Source organism: Streptomyces sp. NPDC096132, assembly GCF_044763345.1.
Lineage (GTDB): Bacteria > Actinomycetota > Actinomycetes > Streptomycetales > Streptomycetaceae > Streptomyces.
The window spans coordinates 492,739-512,273 of the sequence record NZ_JBIWGA010000001.1 but is presented as its reverse complement, the minus strand read 5'-3'; the positions used below and the strand labels follow the sequence as shown (position 1 = coordinate 512,273).

12 protein-coding genes and 2 tRNA genes are annotated in these 19,535 nt (G+C 70.2%); 3 read left to right on the top strand and 11 right to left on the bottom strand.

The features are described 5' to 3' along the window. Positions 1 to 24 precede the first annotated feature (24 nt). From ACIRF9_RS02265 to ACIRF9_RS02255, 3 genes are all read right to left on the bottom strand, one after another. A complete protein-coding gene (locus ACIRF9_RS02265) occupies positions 25 to 363 on the bottom strand; it encodes a DUF4233 domain-containing protein (protein WP_403814955.1) in 339 nt (112 codons plus the stop codon). A 10-nt stretch (positions 364 to 373) separates the two neighbouring features. Continuing rightward, positions 374 to 1,858, bottom strand: coding sequence for a bifunctional folylpolyglutamate synthase/dihydrofolate synthase (locus ACIRF9_RS02260; RefSeq protein WP_403814952.1), 1,485 nt, complete (start codon positions 1,856 to 1,858; stop codon positions 374 to 376). A gap of 130 nt (positions 1,859 to 1,988) precedes the next feature. After that, positions 1,989 to 4,640 carry a valine--tRNA ligase gene (locus tag ACIRF9_RS02255; RefSeq protein WP_403814948.1) on the bottom strand — a complete coding sequence of 884 codons (2,652 nt, stop codon included), beginning with the start codon at positions 4,638 to 4,640 and terminating at the stop codon, positions 1,989 to 1,991. A gap of 135 nt (positions 4,641 to 4,775) precedes the next feature. On the opposite strand from ACIRF9_RS02255, the gene ACIRF9_RS02250 reads away from it, so the two are divergent. Next, positions 4,776 to 5,753: a hypothetical protein gene (locus tag ACIRF9_RS02250; RefSeq protein ID WP_403814945.1), complete on the top strand. Its 978-nt coding sequence runs from the start codon at positions 4,776 to 4,778 to the stop codon at positions 5,751 to 5,753. Positions 5,754 to 5,817: 64 nt separating this feature from the next. Here the strand turns inward: ACIRF9_RS02250 and clpX are convergent, their stop codons facing one another. From clpX to ACIRF9_RS02225, 5 genes are all read right to left on the bottom strand, one after another. After that, the gene (gene clpX / locus ACIRF9_RS02245; RefSeq protein WP_390655279.1) at positions 5,818 to 7,107 is read right to left on the bottom strand and encodes an ATP-dependent Clp protease ATP-binding subunit ClpX; all 1,290 of its coding nucleotides are present in this window, start codon (positions 7,105 to 7,107) and stop codon (positions 5,818 to 5,820) included. Between the two features lie 180 nt (positions 7,108 to 7,287). Continuing rightward, entirely contained in the window at positions 7,288 to 7,968 is a 681-nt protein-coding gene (locus ACIRF9_RS02240; protein ID WP_403814942.1) for an ATP-dependent Clp protease proteolytic subunit, read from the bottom strand. A 1,318-nt stretch (positions 7,969 to 9,286) separates the two neighbouring features. Continuing rightward, positions 9,287 to 9,895 carry an ATP-dependent Clp protease proteolytic subunit gene (locus tag ACIRF9_RS02235; RefSeq protein WP_030967072.1) on the bottom strand — a complete coding sequence of 203 codons (609 nt, stop codon included), beginning with the start codon at positions 9,893 to 9,895 and terminating at the stop codon, positions 9,287 to 9,289. Between the two features lie 247 nt (positions 9,896 to 10,142). Next, a complete protein-coding gene (gene tig / locus ACIRF9_RS02230; protein WP_403814939.1) occupies positions 10,143 to 11,543 on the bottom strand; it encodes a trigger factor in 1,401 nt (466 codons plus the stop codon). A 210-nt stretch (positions 11,544 to 11,753) separates the two neighbouring features. Beyond that, positions 11,754 to 11,830, bottom strand: a tRNA-Pro gene (locus ACIRF9_RS02225). 177 nt (positions 11,831 to 12,007) lie between these two features. Here ACIRF9_RS02225 and ACIRF9_RS02220 point away from each other — a divergent pair. Then, a tRNA-Gly gene (locus ACIRF9_RS02220) sits at positions 12,008 to 12,078 on the top strand. 210 nt (positions 12,079 to 12,288) lie between these two features. Here ACIRF9_RS02220 and ACIRF9_RS02215 read toward each other — a convergent pair. Next, positions 12,289 to 12,483, bottom strand: a complete 195-nt coding sequence (locus ACIRF9_RS02215) for a hypothetical protein (RefSeq protein WP_108999428.1) — start codon at positions 12,481 to 12,483, stop codon at positions 12,289 to 12,291. 387 nt (positions 12,484 to 12,870) lie between these two features. Here ACIRF9_RS02215 and ACIRF9_RS02210 point away from each other — a divergent pair, with 387 nt between their 5' ends. Further along, positions 12,871 to 14,001 carry an acyltransferase family protein gene (locus ACIRF9_RS02210; RefSeq protein WP_403814936.1) on the top strand — a complete coding sequence of 377 codons (1,131 nt, stop codon included), beginning with the start codon at positions 12,871 to 12,873 and terminating at the stop codon, positions 13,999 to 14,001. Between the two features lie 121 nt (positions 14,002 to 14,122). Here the strand turns inward: ACIRF9_RS02210 and ACIRF9_RS02205 are convergent, their stop codons facing one another. Beyond that, positions 14,123 to 15,544: a DUF6177 family protein gene (locus tag ACIRF9_RS02205; protein ID WP_403814933.1), complete on the bottom strand. Its 1,422-nt coding sequence runs from the start codon at positions 15,542 to 15,544 to the stop codon at positions 14,123 to 14,125. Between the two features lie 7 nt (positions 15,545 to 15,551). Further along, entirely contained in the window at positions 15,552 to 19,532 is a 3,981-nt protein-coding gene (gene eccCa, locus ACIRF9_RS02200) for a type VII secretion protein EccCa (protein ID WP_403814931.1), read from the bottom strand. Positions 19,533 to 19,535: the final 3 nt, after the last annotated feature.

Below are 19,535 nucleotides of genomic sequence, written 5' to 3'. Positions count from 1 at the left end.
CACAGCGTCAGCAGGATCCGATCATCAGGTCCCGGCCTGGGCCGCGAAGCGGGCCTTCGCCTCGTCGACCTTGCGTCCGTAGTGCACCGACGCCCACCACAGACCCGCGAAGAGCACCCCGACGACGAACATCATCGGGACAAAGAAACCGGACGCGACCAGCGCGATCTGCAGCGCCCAGCCGAGGGCGACGCCCCCGGGCCGGGTGACCACACCGCACAGCAGCACACTGAGGAACATCGCGATCCCGCAGACCGTCCACACCGTGGACGTGGCCAGGTCGGGATCCTTCATGGCGACCAGACCGGCGAAGCCGATGACGAAGAACTCGCCGATCAAGGTCGAGGAACAGAGCGTACGCATGGCTGGGTACTCAGCCCTTCCCCAGGAGCAGTCGGGCCTCGCCGACCGTGATGACGGATCCGGTGACCAGGACACCGCCGCCGGCGAACTCGCCCTCCTCCTCGGCGAGCGTGATCGCCGCCTCCAGGGCGTCCGGCAGCCGCGGCTCGACCTGCACGCGTTCGTCGCCGAACACCTCGACGGCGATCGCGGCCAGCTCGTCGGCGTCCATGGCGCGGTGGCTGGAGTTCTGCGTGACGACGACCTCCGCGAAGATCGGCTCGAAGGCCTCGAGCAGACCCCGCACGTTCTTGTCGCCGCTGGCCCCGACCACGCCGATCAGCCGGCTGAAGTCGAAGGCCTCCCCGACGGCCTCGGCGGTCACCCGCGCGCCGGCCGGGTTGTGGGCGGCGTCCAGGACGACGGTCGGGGAGCGCCGGACGACTTCGAGGCGGCCCGGCGAGGACACGGCCGCGAACGCCTTGCGGACCGTGTCGATGTCGAGCGGCTCGGGCCGCTGGGAGCCGACGCCGAAGAACGCCTCGACGGCGGCGAGCGCGACGGCCGCGTTGTGCGCCTGGTGCGCGCCGTGCAGCGGGAGGTACACCTCGGGGTACTCGCCGCCCAGTCCGCGCAGGGTGACCAACTGTCCGCCGACGGCGACCTGACGTGCGACGACCCCGAACTCCAGGCCCTCACGGGCCACGGTCGCGTCGACCTCCACGGCCTTCTTCAGCAGCACCTGGGCCGCGTCGACCGGCTGCTGGGCCAGGATGACCGTCGCGTCCTGCTTGATGATCCCGCCCTTCTCCCCCGCGATCTCGGCCGGCGTCTCGCCCAGCCGGTCGGTGTGGTCGAGGTCGATGGGCGTGACGACGGCTACGTCACCGTCGATGACGTTGGTGGCGTCCCAGGAGCCGCCCATGCCGACCTCGACGACGGCGACGTCGACCGGCGCGTCCGCGAAGGCGGCGTACGCCATGCCGGTCAGCACCTCGAAGAAGGACAGCCGGTACTCCTGCTGCCCGTCGACCATCTCGACGTACGGCTTGATGTCCTGGTACGTCTCGATGAACCGTTCGGCCGAGATCGGCGCCCCGTCGAGGCTGATCCGCTCGGTGATGGACTGCACGTGCGGCGAGGTGTAGCGGCCGGTGCGCAGTTCGAAGGCGCCGAGCAGGGCCTCGATCATGCGGGCGGTGGAGGTCTTGCCGTTCGTCCCCGTGATGTGGATCGAGGGGTACGAGCGCTGCGGGTCGCCCAGGACGTCCATCAGCGCGGAGATCCGGCTGACGGACGGCTCCAGCTTGGTCTCGCCCCAGCGGGTGGCGAGGTCGGCCTCGACTTCGCGCAGAGCCTTGTCGACCTCGGGGTCCTCGGGGCGGGCCGGTACGTCTGCGATGGGCTGCCCGCCCTGGGTCCGCAGGGTACGGCTGCCTGCTTCGATGACCGCCAGGTCGGGGTCGCGCTCGGTCTCGGCTTCGATGATCTCGTCGAAGGGGTCGCTGTCGCTCACGGGGTCAGTCTAGGACGGTGCCTACGGAGGAGGGTGGCTGGTCCGGTCCGGCGGGCGCGGGGAGTCTGCGGTTGATCGCGCCCAGGGGCGCGGAGCCGCATCTTGATACGGCCCCGCGCCCCTGGGTCGGCTACTGCTGGGGCAGCCTGTCCAGCTGGGTCCGGATCCTGGCGATGTCCTCGTCCGCCTTCGCCAGGCGGCCGCGGATCTTCTCCACCACGTTGTCCGGGGCCTTCGCCAGGAAGGCCTCGTTGCCGAGCTTGGCGCTCGCCTGGGCCTTCTCCTTCTCGGCTGCCGCGAGGTCCTTCGCGAGGCGCTTGCGCTCGGCCGCCACGTCGATCGTGCCGGAGAGGTCGAGGGCGACCGTGGCGCCGGCGACCGGGAGGGTGGCCGTCGCCGAGAAGCCCTCGCCCTCCGGCTGGAGACGCAGGAGCTGACGGATGGCGGCCTCGTGGGGCGCGAGCGCCGTGCCGTCCAGGGTCAGGCGGGCCGGGACGCGCTGGCCCGGCTGCAGGCCCTGGTCGGCGCGGAAGCGGCGGACCTCGGTGATCACCGACTGGAGGGTCTCGATCTCCTTCTCGGCGGCCGTGTCCCGGAAGCCCCCCGGTGCGTCAGCACCAGGAACGAACACAGCCGTGGGCCACTCGGCGATGACGATCGACTCGCCGCCGGTCAGCGTGGTCCAGAGGGTCTCGGTGACGAACGGGACCACCGGGTGCAGCAGCTTCAGGGTGACGTCGAGGACCTCGCCCAGGACGCGGCCGGAGACCTTCGCGGGCTCGCCGCCCGCCTGGAACGTCGTCTTGGACAGCTCGACGTACCAGTCGAAGACCTCGTCCCACGCGAAGTGGTAGAGGGCGTCGGCGAGCTTGGCGAACTGGAAGTCGTCGTAGAACGCGTCGACTTCGGCGACCGTCTTGTTCAGGCGGGAGAGGATCCAGCGGTCCGTCGCCGTCATCTCGGACGGGTCCGGCAGCGGGCCCTCGACCGTCGCGCCGTTCATCAGCGCGAAGCGGGTGGCGTTCCAGATCTTGTTGGCGAAGTTGCGGGAGGCCTGGACCCAGTCCTCGCCGATCGGGACGTCCGTACCGGGGTTGGCGCCCTTGGCGAGGGTGAAGCGGACGGCGTCGGAGCCGTACTTGTCCATCCAGTCGAGCGGGTCCACGACGTTGCCGAAGGACTTCGACATCTTCTTGCCGCGCTCGTCGCGGACCAGGCCGGTCAGCGCGATGGTGCGGAAGGGGACCTCGCCGTCCATGGCGTACAGGCCGAACATCATCATCCGGGCGACCCAGAAGAAGATGATGTCGTGGCCGGTGAGCAGGACGTCGGTCGAGTAGAACTTCCGCAGGTCCTCGGTCTGTTCGGGCCAGCCGAGCGTGGAGAAGGGCCACAGGCCGGAGGAGAACCAGGTGTCGAGGACGTCGGTGTCCTGACGCCAGCCCTCGCCGGTGGGCGGCTCCTCGTCGGGGCCGACGCAGACGACCTCGCCGTCGGGGCCGTACCAGACGGGGATGCGGTGGCCCCACCACAACTGCCGCGAGATGCACCAGTCGTGCATGTTGTCGACCCAGTCGAAGTACCGCTTCGACATGTCCTCGGGGTGGATCTTGACCCGGCCGTCGCGGACGGCGTCGCCGGCCGCCTTCGCCAGCGGGGCGACCTTGACCCACCACTGCATGGACAGGCGCGGCTCGATGGTGGTCTTGCAGCGCGAGCAGTGGCCGACGCTGTGGACGTACGGCCGCTTCTCGGAGACGATCCGGCCCTGCGAGCGCAGCGCCGCGACGATCGAGGCGCGTGCCTCGAACCGGTCGAGTCCCTGGAAGGGGCCGTGGGCGGTGATGACCGCGCGCTCGTCCATGACCGTGATGGACTCCAGGCCGTGGCGCTGGCCGATCGCGAAGTCGTTCGGGTCGTGGGCCGGGGTGACCTTGACGGCGCCCGTGCCGAACTCCGGGTCGACGTGGGTGTCCGCGACGACGGGGATGGAGCGGTCGGTGAGCGGCAGCTTGATGCGCTTGCCCACCAGGTGCTTGTAGCGCTCGTCGTCGGGGTGGACGGCGACGGCCGTGTCACCGAGCATCGTCTCGGCGCGGGTGGTGGCGACGACCAGCGTCTCGTCCCCCTCGCCGTACTTGATGGAGACGAGCTCGCCGTCGTCCTCCTGGTACTCCACCTCGATGTCGGAGATGGCGGTGAGGCAGCGCGGGCACCAGTTGATGATGCGCTCGGCGCGGTAGATCAGCTCGTCGTCGTAGAGGCGCTTGAAGATGGTCTGGACGGCCTGGGAGAGACCCTCGTCCATGGTGAACCGCTCGCGGCTCCAGTCGACGCCGTCGCCGAGGCGGCGCATCTGGCCGAGGATCTTGCCGCCGTACTCCTCCTTCCACCGCCAGACGCGCTCGACGAACTCCTCGCGGCCCAGGTCGTGGCGGGACTTGCCCTCCTCGGCGAGCTGCTGCTCGACCTTGTTCTGGGTGGCGATGCCGGCGTGGTCCATGCCGGGCAGCCAGAGGGACTCGTAGCCCTGCATGCGCTTGCGGCGCGTGAGGGCGTCCATGAGCGTGTGCTGGAAGGCGTGGCCGAGGTGCAGGCTGCCCGTGACGTTCGGCGGCGGGATGACGATGGTGTACGCGGGCTTCTCGCTCTTGGCGTCGGCCTCGAAGTAACCCCGCTCTACCCAGCGCTCGTACAGCGGCCCCTCTACGTCGGCCGGCGCGTACTGGGTCGGCAGTTCGGTGTTGGGCGCTGGTGGCTGCTGCTGAGCGTTCTCGGTCACGGGGCCAGTTTAGGGGTGTCACGGCGCCGTCCCGAAACGTGTTTGCTGTGTAACGGTCGGGGCCCCGCCGCCGAGCAGGTACTGGGTTTGAGCCAGGATGTGAAAATCACATAAGCATCTGGAGGGGAACCCAGAATGAGTCACAACCAGCCGGGCCCGTACGGCGGGCAGCCCCAGCAGCCCGGACCGTACGGCGCCCAGCCAGGCCCGTACGGCCAGCCGCCGCAGGCACCCCAGCCCGGCTACGGCTACCCCCAGCAGCCCCCCGCCCCGCAGCCCGGCTACGGCTACCCGGCCCAGGCTCCGCAGGCCGGTCCCTACGGCCAGCAGCCGCAGGCCGGTCCCTACGGCCAGCAGCCGCCGACCGCGGCCTACGGCCAGCAGCCCCCCTACGGCCAGGCCCCCTACGGCGCCCCGCAGCCTCCGGTGCCGGGCGGCGGCAAGAAGAAGACCGGCATCATCATCGGCGCGGTCGCGGTCGTCGCGGCCATCGGCGTGGGCGCGTTCTTCGTCCTCGGCAGCAGCGGCGGCGCCGGCGGCCTCGAGGACGACGGGCCGCACAAGCTGACCACTCCGGCCTCCCTGCTCTCCGACAAGTACAAGCGGATGGGCGACTCGGCGGAGGAGAAGGCGAGCTCCAGTGACGAGAAGGACCTGGCGAAGGCCGGCGTCACCGACGCGACCTCGGTCGGCGCCCTGTACTCGACCGTGGACCTGACGTCCCTGGACACCAGTGACCCGGACGCGCTGGCGAAGACGCAGACCGCGGAGAACGTCACGTTCTTCGGCATCTACGGCAAGGTGGCGGACCCGCAGAAGGCGCTCGACACCACCATCGCCCAGATGAAGGCGGAGTCCGACGACGACGTCAAGCTGATCGGCGACGCGGAGAGCGTCGAGCCGGACGGCCTCGACGGCGCGGTGATGAAGTGCCAGCAGGCGGAGACCGAGAACGCGGTCACCCAGAAGACGCAGAAGACCTACATGTGCATCTGGGCGGACTACAGCACGATGGGCGTGGTCGAGCCCACCGCGGGCGCCAAGACCTACACGCTGGACGAGTCGGCGAAGATCGCGGCCGACGTGCGCAAGGAAGCGCGCGTCAAGGCCTGACGCCGCGACCGCGAAGGGGCCCCGGTCGGTCGACCGGGGCCCCTTCGGCTGTACTGCGTCGGCGTCACGCCGTCTTCTGCTCACCCGGCCCGCGGCCGCCGCGGGCCTCGCGCGGGATGAGGGTCGGATTGACGTTGGAGTGGACGACGTCCGCCGTGATGACGACACGGGCCACGTCCTTGCGGGACGGGACCTCGTACATCACCGACATCAGGACCTCCTCCATGATGGCCCGCAGGCCACGGGCGCCGGTCTGGCGGAGGATGGCCTGGTCGGCGATGGCCTCCAGGGCCTCGCGCTCGAAGTCCAGCTCCACGCCGTCGAGTTCGAAGAGGCGCTGGTACTGCTTGACCAGGGCGTTGCGGGGCTCGACCAGGATCTGGAGCAGGGCCTCGCGGTCCAGGTTGTGGACGCTCGTGATGACGGGGAGGCGGCCGATGAACTCGGGGATCATGCCGAACTTGACCAGGTCCTCGGGCATGACGTCCTCGAACTGGTCCTTGGCCTCCAGCTCGCGCTTGGAGCGGATCGTCGCGCCGAAGCCGATGCCCTTGGCGCCGGCCCGGGACTCGATGATCTTCTCCAGGCCCGCGAAGGCACCGCCCACGATGAACAGCACGTTCGTCGTGTCGATCTGGATGAACTCCTGGTGCGGGTGCTTGCGGCCGCCCTGCGGCGGGACCGAGGCCGTGGTGCCCTCCAGGATCTTCAGCAGGGCCTGCTGGACGCCCTCACCGCTCACATCGCGCGTGATGGAGGGGTTTTCGCTCTTCCGGGCGACCTTGTCGATCTCGTCGATGTAGATGATCCCGGTCTCGGCCTTCTTGACGTCGTAGTCGGCGGCCTGGATCAGCTTCAGCAGGATGTTCTCGACGTCCTCACCCACGTACCCCGCCTCGGTGAGGGCCGTGGCGTCGGCGATGGCGAACGGGACGTTCAGCATGCGCGCGAGGGTCTGTGCGAGGAGCGTCTTGCCCGAGCCCGTGGGTCCGAGCAGGAGGATGTTGGACTTCGCCAACTCGATGGCGTCGTCGCGGCCTTGGGCGCCGCCGTTCTCACCGGCCTGGACCCGCTTGTAGTGGTTGTACACCGCGACCGACAGGGCCTTCTTGGCGGCCTCCTGGCCGACCACGTAGCCCTCGAGGAACTCGTAGATCTCGCGCGGCTTCGGGAGTTCCTCCCAGCGGACCTCGCTCGTCTCCGCGAGCTCTTCCTCGATGATCTCGTTGCAGAGATCGATGCACTCGTCGCAGATGTACACACCGGGCCCTGCGATGAGCTTCTTGACCTGCTTCTGGCTCTTGCCGCAGAACGAGCACTTGAGCAGATCGCCGCCGTCACCGATGCGTGCCACGGTGTGCTTCCCCTTCGCCTGGGAGACGCCTGGACACTTTCGAATCCAGCGGCTCCTGGTGCTGCCTTATTCCGACGGTACCTTGCCGGGACCCCCGTTCGGGCCCCCCTTGGCACGGTTCACTTCCGCGTGGACCGTGTCACACCGTGCCAAGGGGTACGGACGAGAGGGCCCTGTGCGTCAACGCAGAGTGCTGTTGTTCATCTTCCGGGTGGAGATGATCTGGTCGATCAGACCGTACGACAGGGCGTCCTCGGCCGTGAGGATCTTGTCGCGCTCGATGTCCTCGCGGATCTTCTCGATCGGCGTGGTCGAGTGCTTGGCCAGCATCTCCTCCAGCTGCGCACGCATCCGGAGGATCTCGTTGGCGGCGATCTCCAGGTCGGAGACCTGACCGCGACCGGTCTCACTGTACGGCTGGTGGATCAGCACGCGCGCGTTCGGCAGGGCCATGCGCTTGCCCGGGGTGCCGGCGGCCAGCAGGATCGCGGCGGCGGAGGCCGCCTGGCCCATGCAGACCGTCTGGATGTCGGGCTTGACGAACTGCATCGTGTCGTAGATCGCCGTCAGCGCGGTGAAGGAGCCGCCGGGGCTGTTGATGTAGACCGAGATGTCCCGGTCGGGGTCCATCGACTCCAGGCACAGCAGCTGGGCCATGACGTCGTTGGCGGAGGCGTCGTCGATCTGCACGCCGAGGAAGATCACGCGCTCCTCGAAGAGCTTCGCGTACGGGTCGTACTCGCGGATGCCCTGAGAGGTGCGCTCGACGAAGCGGGGGATGACGTAGCGGGACTCGGCGCGGGGGCCGGTGTACTCGGCCTCCGTGCGGGCGTAGAGGCCGCTGCCGGGGAAGTCGTTCACGGTGTCTCCTGGAGAGAGGGTGGGGCGGTGGTCTGTGAGGGGCGGTCGGGACTCTGACGGCAGGGTCCCTGCTGGTCTTCGGCGGCGGCGTCCTTACCGGGCCTCGGCGGCGACGTCCCCGCGGGGCCGTGCCGCCGGCGTCCGCGAGGCTCCGACGGCACCTGCGGGCCTCGGCCCCGGAAGGGGGCCGGGAACCCGCCTGGGGCCTCCTGGGCTCCACGGACTCCATGGAGTCCACGAGCTCCACGGAACCCTCGGGGCTCCGGAGGCTCCGTGGCGGCCCTGGTGGGCTCCACGGGGCCTCGGGGGCCTCGGGGCTCCGCGGCGCCCTCGCGGCCTCCGTAAGCCTCCGTAAGGGCCTGTGACGGCCTTCACGGGGCTTCCGGAGCCCTTGCGGGACCCGGCGGGCTCCCCAGGACCCACGAGCCCCTGCGGGGCCACAGGACCCTGCCGGACCTCGGGCCCCGGACGGCCCTCCTGGCCTCCGGGGACCGGCGAGGCCTCGCGACCCCGCTGGACTCCCGGGCCCCCGGGAACTCCCGGAACCCTGGGGGCCCAGAGCCCGGTGGACTCCCGGAACCCGGTGGACTCCCGAAGCCCGCTGGACTTTTGAAGCCCTGGGGGCTTCCGAAGCCCGGGGACTCCCGGAACCCGATGGATTCCCGGAACCCGGTGAGGCCTCGCGTCTCACCACAAGTCTCCAAGACCCGGGCGGGATCACGCGAACCCCGTCGGGGCCAAGGTCCCGGTCGGGTTCTCGGAGATCCTGGTGGGATCCGAGAGGCCTCGGTGGGCCGTGGGACCGCTGGGGCCGCTGGTCCCAGTGGGCCGAAGTCCGTGGGTCCACGGGCCCGGAAGGCCCGAGCTCCCCTGGGGCCGACTCCCTTGGGGCCGAAGTCCCAACGGTTCCCCTATGGGCCCGCAGTCCCGGAGGGCCGAGGTCCCGGTGGTTCCGCGGTCCCCGAGGGCCGAGGTCCCGGTGGTTCCGCAGTCCCGGAGGGCCGAGGTCCCAGGGGTTCCGCAGTCCCGGAGGTCCGAGGTCCCGGTGGTTCCGCGGTCCCCGAGGGCCGAGGTCCCGGTGGTTCCGCAGTCCCGGAGGTCCGAGGTCCCAGGGGTTCCGCAGTCCCGGAGGGCCGAGGTCCCGGTGGTTCCGCGGTCCCCGAGGGCCGAGGTCCCATGGTTCCGCAGTCCCGGAGGGCCGAGGTCCCATGGTTCCGCAGTCCCGGAGGGGCGATCGTGGCCGTGGGGCCGGGCCGTCCGTGGATTCCGGTGGTGCCGGAAGCCGTCGGGCGGGGTGCCGGTGCCGTCGGGCGTGGTTCTACGCCGCCCCGGTCCCGCCGCCGCCCGGCATGCCCGCGGCCGTCGGGATGACGTCGTCGATGAGGCCGTACTCCTTGGCCTCGAAGGCGTCGAACCAGCGGTCGCGGTCCGAGTCGCGGGTGATCTGCTCGACCGACTGACCCGTGTGCTGCGAGGTGAGCTCCGCCATGCGCTTCTTGGTGTGCAGCAGCCGCTCGGCGTGGATCTTGATGTCCGAGGCCGAGCCGGCCAGGCCGGCGGAGGGCTGGTGGATCAGGATCTCGGCGTTCGGCAGCGCGAAGCGCTTGCCGGGGGTGCCCGCGCTGAGCAGGAACTGGCCCATCGAGGCCGCGAGGCCCATGGCGATGGTCACCACGTCGTTCTTGATGAACTGCATGGTGTCGTAGATCGCCATGCCCGCGGTGATCGAACCGCCGGGGCTGTTGATGTACAGGTAGATGTCCTTGTCCGGGTCGGCGGCAAGGAGCAGCAGCTGTGCGGTGATCTTGTTCGCGATGTCGTCGTCGACCGGCTGGCCGAGGAAGATGATCCGCTCGCCGAGCAGCCGGTTGTAGACCTGGTCGCCGAGGCCACCACCGATGGAAGGCTCGCCGGCGGCGTAGGGCATCAGATTCGTCACGTCTCCACCTGCTCGTCTTACGACGGCGCCGGGCCGTCTCACGTGTACTGCCGGGGGCAACGGAGACTCCCCTGCCCTCGTATTCATGGACCCTAACGCGCGGGTCCCGCCGGGGAATCCCGGAGAGGTGAGTGTTCGCCGGGGGCGTAGCGGCGCGAAGCCGCGCGGACAACGGAACGAGCCCCGGAACACAAGGTTCCGGGGCTCGTCGGACGCTACGGGAGCGGTGCGGGGATCAGGCGTCGGCCTTCTCGTCGCCCTCGCCCTCGGACGCGGTGCCCTCGGCGGCCTCGACCGTCTCGGTGGCGGCCTCGACCTCGTCCTCGTCGTCCAGGTCGACGATCTCGCCGTTGGTGTCCTTGACCGTGGCGGACTCGACGACCGTGGCCAGGGCCTTGCCGCGGGCGACCTCGCCGACCAGGAGCGGAACCTGGCCGCCCTCGACGACCGCCTGGGCGAACTGGTCGGGGGACATGCCGGAGGAGGCGGCGCGGCGCATGAGGTGCTCGGTGAGCTCCTCCTGGTTCACGTTCAGCTTCTCGCGCTTGACGAGCTCGTCCAGGACGAACTGGGTCTTGATGCCCTTGACCGCGGCCTCACGGGTCTCGGTGTCGAACTCCTCGGCGGTCTTGCCCTGGATCTCCAGGTACTTGTCGAGGGTCAGACCCATCTGGCCGAGCTGGTGGTGCTCCAGGTTGTGCTTGCGGGTGTTGATCTCGTCCTCGAGCAGCTTCTCGGGGACGGGCACCTCGACGAGCTCCAGCAGCTTCTCCAGGACGCGCTCCTGGGCCTGCGTGGCCTGGTCGTACTGCTTCATGTTCTCGAGGCGCTTGCGGCTGTCCGCCTTCAGCTCCTCCAGGGTGTCGAACTCGGAGGCGAGCTGCGCGAACTCGTCGTCCAGCTCGGGCAGCTCACGGGCGGCGACCTGGGTGACCTTGACGGTGACCTCGGCCTCCTTGCCGGCCGCCGAGCCGCCCTTGAGCTCGGAGGTGAAGGTGGCCTCGCCACCGGCCTCCAGGCCCGTCACGGCGTCGTCGATGCCCTCGAGGAGCTCGCCGGAGCCGATGGTGTAGGAGACGCCCTCGGCGACGCCGTCCTCCAGGACCTCGCCGTCGACCTTGGCCTGCAGGTCCACGGTCACGACGTCGCCGTCCTCGGCGGCGCGCTCGACCGGGGAGGTGGAGGCGAAGCGCTCACGGAGCTGCTCGACGGACTTCTCGATGTCCTCGTCGGTCACCTCGACGGCGTCGACCTCGACCTCGATGGAGGAGAAGTCCTCGGGGAGCTCCAGGGCGGGGCGGACGTCGACCTCGGCGGTGAAGTTCAGCGTCTCGCCGTCCTTCAGCTCCGTGATGTCGACCTCGGGCTGGCCGAGGACGTCGATCTCGGCCTCGTTGACCGCCTCGGTGTAGAACTTCGGAAGCGCGTCGTTGACCGCCTCCTCCAGGACCGCACCGCGGCCGAACCGCTGGTCGATGACGCGGGCAGGGATCTTGCCCTTGCGGAAGCCCTTCACCGTGACCTGCTGGTTGATCTTCTTGTACGCCGCGTCGAGGCTGTCCTTGAGCTCCTCGAAGGGCACCTCGACAGTGAGCCGAACCCGGGTCGGGTTCAGGGTCTCCACGGCGCTCTTCACGGTTCGGTCTCCTTGTGGCTGACTTCTTGGGGTTCGCCGGGACCCGACAGGTCCGGCGATCGCCGCCCGGGAGAGTTCTCAGGCCGAGTGGGCCGGGACACACGGGCGCGCAGCTTGCATAGTAACCGCAGCGACGGAGCCGCCCAAAAGACGATCACCGGCCAGGTGCGCGAAGTGATCGCACCTGGGGAGCGCAGATGATCGCGCAGGTGGTCGGGGTGGCGGGATTTGAACCCACGGCCTTCCGCTCCCAAAGCGGACGCGCTACCAAGCTGCGCCACACCCCGTCTGGTGCGACACGTAGGGTACATGCCCGCAGGCCGCCTGACCGCCGCATTTGCGGAGCACAGGGAGCTGATGGGGGCGCGTGGGGGGAACGCTCGGGGAAGGGGTGTGCGGGCAGGGGCACCGACCCGCTACGATGCGTGCAGTGCCGCGGTCGGCTGACCTGCGGCGCGACGCGTGCGGGCGTAGCTCAATGGTAGAGCCCTAGTCTTCCAAACTAGCTACGCGGGTTCGATTCCCGTCGCCCGCTCTGTACACCGAAGGCCCGGACGAGGGGTGTGATCCTCCTCCCCGGGCCTTCGGCGTGTTCCGCCCCGGTCGGAAGCAGGACCACCGGCGTCGGCCGGGGCCCTCATCACCCACACACATCACCCATGTGGCGGCGCCGCACAACACCGCCGCGCCCCTCGCCGCAGCCCGTCAACGGCAGTCGGGTTGGCGGGAGATGGCCGGATCCGCGTCAGAAACTGATCGAATTGATCGTGTCCGCAAGAGAGTTGAGGAAACGATTGATCGACGGCGCCATACCGGTGGAGGCGAGGAAGAAGCCGAAGAGGATGGCGACTATGGCGGGGCCCGCCTTGATGCTCCCTCCCCGGATCAGCACCACCAGGATGATCGCCAACAGCAGCACCACTGACAGTGAAATCGCCACGACTGATCACACACCCTCGGTTAGGTCCGCACTCCCGAGACCATCGTGCCACCAACAGGGCCGCCTCATGCGGCCCGTGACGCATCATCGCGGCAGCCGCCCGAGCACCGATGCGCCGCACGACAATTCGAGGGCGCACCCCACGACGAATTGACGGAGATCGTTTCCATCTCCACACAACGTGCGTGCAGGTAATTGGAATTGTGGCCGCAGGTACGTCAACAACGGGCGCAAAACCGGCGTTATGCACCTTTTAGTCGGGATGAATACCGACATCACGGGCAGTTGGGAGTGGAGAAGAGATGCGGCCGCATGCACCGGGAAGCAATTAGGAGAATGACCTGGGGCGTTTTACGAATACCCACAAGCAACGCTAGGGTGCCTCAAATGTTCCACGCCGCCTCGTCTCTCGTTCCAAGCCCACGCTCGCCGAAGAACCTGAACGACCAGCACCACCCGTCCCGGGACAGATCCGCCCCGCGGCGCGACGCGTTCTTCGACAACGCCAAGTACCTGGCGATCGTGCTGGTGGCCGTGGCCCACTCCTGGGAGCCCCTCAAGGGGGACAGCCGGGTGCTGCAGGCCGCGTACATGATCGTGTACGCGTTCCACATGCCGGCGTTCATCATCGTCTCCGGGTTCTTCTCCCGCAGTTTCGACGGCAGCCCCGGTCGGCTGAAGAGGCTGGTCAGCGGGGTCGTCGTCCCGTACGTCGTGTTCGAGACCGCCTACTCGCTCTTCAAGCGCTACGGCGACCACACCCCCGGTCAGGAGATCAGCCTCCTCGACCCGTACTACCTGACGTGGTTCCTGATCGCGCTGTTCATCTGGCGGCTCACCACCCCGCTCTGGAAGGCGCTGCGGCACCCGCTGCCGGTCGCGCTGGGCATCGCCGTGCTGGCCTCCGTCAGCCCGGACATCGGGGACGACCTGGACCTCCAGCGGGTCCTGCAGTTCCTGCCGTTCTTTGTCCTGGGCCTGTGCCTGAGGCCGGAGCACTTCCGGCTGGTGCGCCGCCGTTCGGTGCGGATCGCGGCCGTGCCGGTGTTCGCGTTCGCCCTGGCCTTCGCCTGGTGGGCGGTGCCGCGGATGAACGGCGCGTGGTTCTACCACCGTGACTCCGCCCAGGAGCTGGGCGCGCCCTGGTGGGTCGGGCCCGTCATGCAGCTCGCCCTGTTCGGCTGCTCGCTGCTGCTGACCGCCTGCTTCTTCTCCTGGGTGCCGGGGCGCACGATGTGGTTCACGGCGCTGGGGGCGGGCACGCTGTACGGCTATCTGCTGCACGGGTTCCTGCTCAAGGCCGCGGAGTACCGCGGGTCGTTCGACCGTGCCTGGTTGCATGCGCCTGTCGGGGAGATCGCCGTGAGTGCGGGGATTGCCGTGGCCGTCACGCTGTTGTGCACTTCGCCGGTGCGGCGGGTGTTCCGGTTCGTGATCGAGCCCAAGATGGAGTGGGCGTTCAGGGGAGATCCGGTGCGCGTTGCTCAGGAGCGTGAGCGGGAGAAAGTGTCCGCCTGAGCGGGGGGTGGGGACTGCGCATTTGGCGAGTGCGGGTTGTTCGTGGTTGCTCGCGCCCACGCGGCGGAGCCGCATATCGACACAGCCCCGCGCCCCTTTGGGTTGGCTGCCCTGAGGCGTCTTAGCCCTTCAAGTGCGTCATCAGCTCCTCGAAGTCCTTCCAGCCCGACAGGTCCGACGGGTTGCCCGGCAAGGGGTAGTAGAGGGCCGGGCGGGTTTTCGGGCCCAGTTCTCGGGGCTTTTCACGGAGGGGGGTGCGCCTTGCTCGGTCGCCCGGCATGGTGCGGACCTCCTCGGCGCCCAGGACGAAGGCGTACGGCACGCCCGGGCCCTCGAAGCGGGGCGGGACCGCGAGGTCGCGGCGGGCCCTGCGGACCTGGATGAGCATGGACTGGAGGTCGTGGCGGGTGGCCAGGGCCTCCGCCGCCGCCATGATCGCCGCGTCGGAGGGGACCTCCTCGCCGGGGCCGTAGCCGAAGGCGAGGGTGACGTCCTCCTCGACGCCTCCCTTCGTACGGCTGATCCGGACCGTCGCCAGGGCCGGGCGCTCCGGTGCGCCGACGACCACCAGCCAGGTCGGCTCCGGTGAGCGTTCGAAGGCCACGTCCGTGACCTGTCGCAGGGACCAGGGCAGGTTGGCGGGCTCCTCGGTGCCCCAGCCGGCCGGCGGCTCGCCGGTGATCTCTCGCCAGACCGTTTCCAGGGCGCCGCCGAGGACCAGCCGGTCGTCGGCGGGGTGGACGCAGCGGAAGGAGATCGCCAGTTGGCGTTCGCCGGAGTCGGCGATCTGCCGGGTGAAGGTCTCGGCGACCGGGGTGCGCGGGTCCTCGGGGGTCGCCTCCGGGGACTCGACCGTGACGAACAGGCCGTTCGCCCAGGTCAGGACAGCGCCGGACAGGCCGTCGTAGTAGCCGCACTTCTCGTCCTGGACCACCCAGCGCGAGGGCCAGCCCGGCAGCGCGTTGCGCACGGTCGGCGAGAGGCGGGTGCCCGCGGGGGTGACGATCTGCAGGCCCAGCCGGGCGTCCGCGGCCGCCTTGAAGGTGTTCGCGAGCCAGGCGGTCATCGCGACCACCGGGCGGTCCTGGATCACCACCGCGACCTTGTCGGTGAGCACGTCGACGGCGGGCTGCGCGGCGGCCGGGACCGGTACGGCGGTCATGCCCTCGGTGTCGACGACGGCGAGCGAGGTCGCGGCCCCGCGCGGCCAGGCCGTGCCGCCGACCAGCGTGGCGATCCGGGCCGCGAAGGTCCCGGCGAGCGCCTCGGCCTCCTTCACCCCGGTGGTGGCGCGGACCTCGGTCCACCAGTAGGGGACCTCCGGCTCGTCCGCGCCGAGCAGCCGCTGTGCCTCTCCCCTGACCTGGACGAGCAGCGGGGCCTCGACGGAGAGCAGGGGGCGGCCCTGCTCGTCGTGCAGCCGGACCAGCGCGCCGTCGGCCTCCGCGCCGACCAGCTTGTCGGGTCCGCCGGAGAGCAGGCCCGCGATCACGCTCAGCGGGTCAGGCATCTTCTTCGTGAGTGCGACGACGTCCTTCGTCATGGCTTCTCTACCTCGTCCCCCCGTAGACGGTCTGGATCAGCCGGTTCGGCTCGCCCCTGCGGATCAGCACGCCACGGCCGGGCGGCTGCTGGGAGGCGTAGACACCGGTGAAGAGCTGGCCCTCGCTGCGGTCGCCGGACATCACCAGGGCCGCGGCGCCGGACTCGCGCAGGCCCATCATCAGCGGCTCGTACAGGCCCCGGGAGGCGCCCGCGACCCGTCGGGTGAGGACGAAGTGCAGGCCGATGTCCTGGGCCGAGGGGATGTACGGGAGGAAGGGGGCGAGTGGCTGCTGGCCGGCGGTGGTCAGGACGTCGTAGTCGTCGACCAGGATCACGATCCGCGGGCCCGAGAAGCTGCCGGGCTCGAGGTCGGAGGCGTCCGTGCTCTCGTCGGGCAGCCGCTTGTCGAGTTCGGTGGCGATGCCCGCGGCGAGACCGGCGGCGAGCTTGGCGTTGTAGGCGTAGCCGCCCCGGTACTCCTCCGGGATGGCGCCGCGCAGGCCGCGCCGGGGGTCCATGATGCCGAAGACCAGTTCGTCGTCGCCGTAGCGCTCTATCAGGCCCTGGGCGATCACCTTGAGCAGGTTGGTCTTGCCGCACTCGCTGTCGCCCATGATCAGCAGGTGCTGGTCGTGGTGGAACAGGTCGAGCATGACCGGCGCCAGGTGCGTCTGGTCCAGGGCGATCGCGACGCGGCGCGGTTCGGCGGACGGGCCGGGCAGCATGTGCGGTTCGAGGACGTGCGGCAGGACGCGGACGGGCTGGGCGACCTCGCCGGTCCAGGTCGCGCGGATCGTGCGGGCGGTGCGCTCCAGGACCGCGCCGAGGTCGGCGGTGTCGGCCAGGCCGTCCGTGCGGGGCAGGGCGACCTGCGCGAAGAGCTTGCCGTCGGTCAGGACGCGGCCCTTCTCCTCGGGCGCGAGGGTCTGGGCGAGCTTGCGTTCGATACTGGACTCGCTCGGGTCGTTCAGGCGCAGCTCGACGCGCGTGCCGAACTGGGACTGGGTGGCGATGCGCACGTCGTTCCAGCGCAGCATGCCCGCGACGACGTGGATGCCGTAGCCGCCGCCGCGCTTGAGGATGTCGACGACCGCGTCGTCCAGTTCCTCGAAGTCGTCGCGCAGGGCGCCGAAGCCGTCGATCAGCAGCACGATCTCGGTGGAGGCCAGCTCGGGCAGGCGGCCCGCGGCGCGCAGGGTGCGCAGCTGCTCCAGCGAGTCGATGTTGTGGACGCGGAAGAGCTCCTCGCGCTGGTCGAGCATGCCGCGCACCGAGTCGATGGTGCGGGCGGCCCGCTCGCGGTCGGCACGGCCCGCGACCCCGCCGACGTGCGGCAGACCGGAGAGGGCCTGGAGGCCGCCGCCGACCAGGTCGAGGCCGTAGACACCGACCTCCTGCGGGGTGTGCGTCAGCGCCAGGGAGAGGGCGAGGGTGCGCAGCAGGGTGGTCTTGCCGGACTGCGGGCCGCCGATGACCGCAGCGTGGCCGCCCGCCATGGTGAGGTCCAGGTACCACTGGCCCTGCCACTGCTTGGTGGGGTCGTCGAGGACGCCCAGCGGCACCTGGAGCGGGCCCCGCCGCTTGGCGAGCTGCATGCCGCGCGCGCCGACCTCGACCGGACCGGCCACCTTGTCGAGGGCGATCGCCTCGGGCAGCGGGGGCAGCCAGATCTGGCGTACGGGGCGGGCACCGGCGTTCTCGATCTGCCCGACCATGACGCCCATCTCGGTCGGCCCGGTCTCCCGGCGCCGCATCTGCGGCTCCTGCGCGGCCGAGGCGTTCTCGTCCTGGCCGAGGGTGTTGTAGGCCTCGTACTCCAGGGCGAGCGGTCCGGTGTCCTCCTCCTCGCGGCGCACCGGGCCGCTGTAGGCGCCGGAGACATAGCCGGCCTTGAACCGCTCGTAGTGGCTGGTGTCGACCTTGAGGTAGCCGAAGCCGGGCAGCGGCGGGAGGTGGAAGGCGTCGGTGGTGTCCAGGACCGTACGGGACTCGTCGGCGGAGAAGGTGCGCAGGCCGAGCCGGTACGACAGATAGGTGTCCAGGCCCTTGAGCTTGCCGCCCTCGATGCGCTGGCTGGACAGCAGCAGGTGCACGCCGATGGAGCGGCCGATGCGGCCGATGGACAGGAACAGGTCGATGAAGTCCGGCTTGGCGGTGAGGAGTTCGCCGAACTCGTCGATGACGACGAAGAGGTGCGGCAGCGGGTCGAGGTCGGGGCGCTTCTCGGCGCGCAGGGCGGCGTAGTGGCCGATGTCGGCGACGTTCCCGGCGTCCTTGAGGACCTGCTGGCGGCGCTTGACCTCGCCGGCCAGCGAGGCGTGGACGCGCTCGACGAGGCCGGCCTGGTTCTCCAGGTTGGTGATGACGCCGGCCACGTGCGGGAGGGCGGCGAAGGGGGCGAAGGTGGCGCCGCCCTTGTAGTCGACGAGGACCATGGCGAGGTCCTCCGGCGGGTGGGTGGCGACCAGGGCGAGGACGAGGGTGCGCAGCAGCTCGGACTTGCCGGAGCCGGTGGCGCCGACGCACAGGCCGTGCGGGCCCATGCCCAGTTCGGAGGACTCCTTCAGGTCGAGGAGCACGGGTTCGTGGGAGTCGCTGACGCCGATGGGCACGCGCAGGAAGGCCCGCTCGGCGCGCGGCGCCCACAGCCGGGTCAGGTCGAGGTCGGCGACGTCCTCGATGCCGAGGAGTTCGGCGAAGTCGACCGGGCCGGAGAGCGGGGCGTCGGCGGCCATCGAGTCGGCGGAGAGCCTGAGCGGCGCGAGCATCCGGGCGAAGCCCTCGGCGAAGGGGACGCCGATCTCGTCGACGGTGCCGTGGGCGCCGATCGGCTCCTCCTCGCGCAGGTCCTCGATGGCGATCCGCTCGCCGTCGACGGTGATGCGCACCCCGACGCTGCCGGGCTCCTGCACCCGTTCGTCGAGCAGGTGCAGGATGGTGATGCCCATCTCCCGCAGGCCGACGGCGTCGTCGGGGCGGGGCAGGTCGACAGCGTCCTCGCCGTGCGCGTCGGCGACGACGAGCAGCCGGGAGGTCATGCCGAGGGCGTCCTTGCCGGACAGACCGCGGCGCACCTCGGCCGCGAAGGAGGCGCGGCGGCGCAGCTCGGGGCCGATCTGCCGGGCCAGTTGGGGCACGGAGGGCGCGATGCGGCGGGCGGCGACGGGGCCGTCGTACTGCTCGGAGTCGAGCAGATGGGGCAGCCACTTGGCCCATTCCCAGTCGCCGATCCGGTCGCCGGGCGCGGCGAGCGCGAACGCCACGTCGTCGGGGGCGTGCGTCGCGGCGGCCTGGACGAGCAGCGCGCGGGCGACGCGGAGGGTGTCCTCGCGGTCGCCGATGACACTGATGTTGCCGACGCGGTCCAGCGGCACGGTGAGCGGGAGGTCGGTGCCGGTGCGGAAGCGGGCCATCAGCGCGGACGCCTCGTTCAGCATGAACTGGTCCGGCGGGGTCAGCACGGACGAGCCCTGCTGGCCGACCTTCAGATCCCGGACCGGCATCTCGCCGGTGCCGACCCGCACCCGCAGGAAGTCGCCGTCCAGTCGGCGCCGCTCCCACAGCCGCGCCGGGTCGCGGACGATGTCGTACAGCGCGTCCGGCGGCGGGTTGAGCACCTGGGCGGTCTCGGCGCGCTCGCGTTCCTCCCCGGACAGTTCCTCGCGCAGGTCCTCCAGATAGGCGAGGTAGGCCTCGCGCTGGGTGCGGCGGGTGCGCTGGGCCTTGCCGCGCTGGGAGAAGACCAGGGTGAGGGAGCCGACGAGGGTGACGACGAGGATGATCGCGCCGAGCCCGGCGAACTGGCTGTTGCGCACGACCGTCATCATCACGACGGACGACATCACCCCGGCCACGGGCAGCAGCGACGTGGCGACGGAACCCGCCTTGCCCTCGGGCAGGTTGGGCGGGGCCTCTATGGTGCGCGGCTCGGAGGCGGCCGGCGGACGGGTGGTGCGCGCCGGGCGGTGGATCAGTCGGGTACTCATCGC

Coding starts and splice junctions, on each gene's coding strand:
- ACIRF9_RS02265 (WP_403814955.1), bottom strand. CDS start 363: ATGCGTACGCTCTGTTCCTCGACCTTGATCGGCGAGTTCTTCGTCATC.
- ACIRF9_RS02250 (WP_403814945.1), top strand. CDS start 4,776: ATGAGTCACAACCAGCCGGGCCCGTACGGCGGGCAGCCCCAGCAGCCC.
- ACIRF9_RS02235 (WP_030967072.1), bottom strand. CDS start 9,895: ATGCCCTACGCCGCCGGCGAGCCTTCCATCGGTGGTGGCCTCGGCGAC.
- ACIRF9_RS02210 (WP_403814936.1), top strand. CDS start 12,871: ATGTTCCACGCCGCCTCGTCTCTCGTTCCAAGCCCACGCTCGCCGAAG.
- ACIRF9_RS02205 (WP_403814933.1), bottom strand. CDS start 15,544: ATGACGAAGGACGTCGTCGCACTCACGAAGAAGATGCCTGACCCGCTG.
- eccCa (WP_403814931.1), bottom strand. CDS start 19,532: ATGAGTACCCGACTGATCCACCGCCCGGCGCGCACCACCCGTCCGCCG.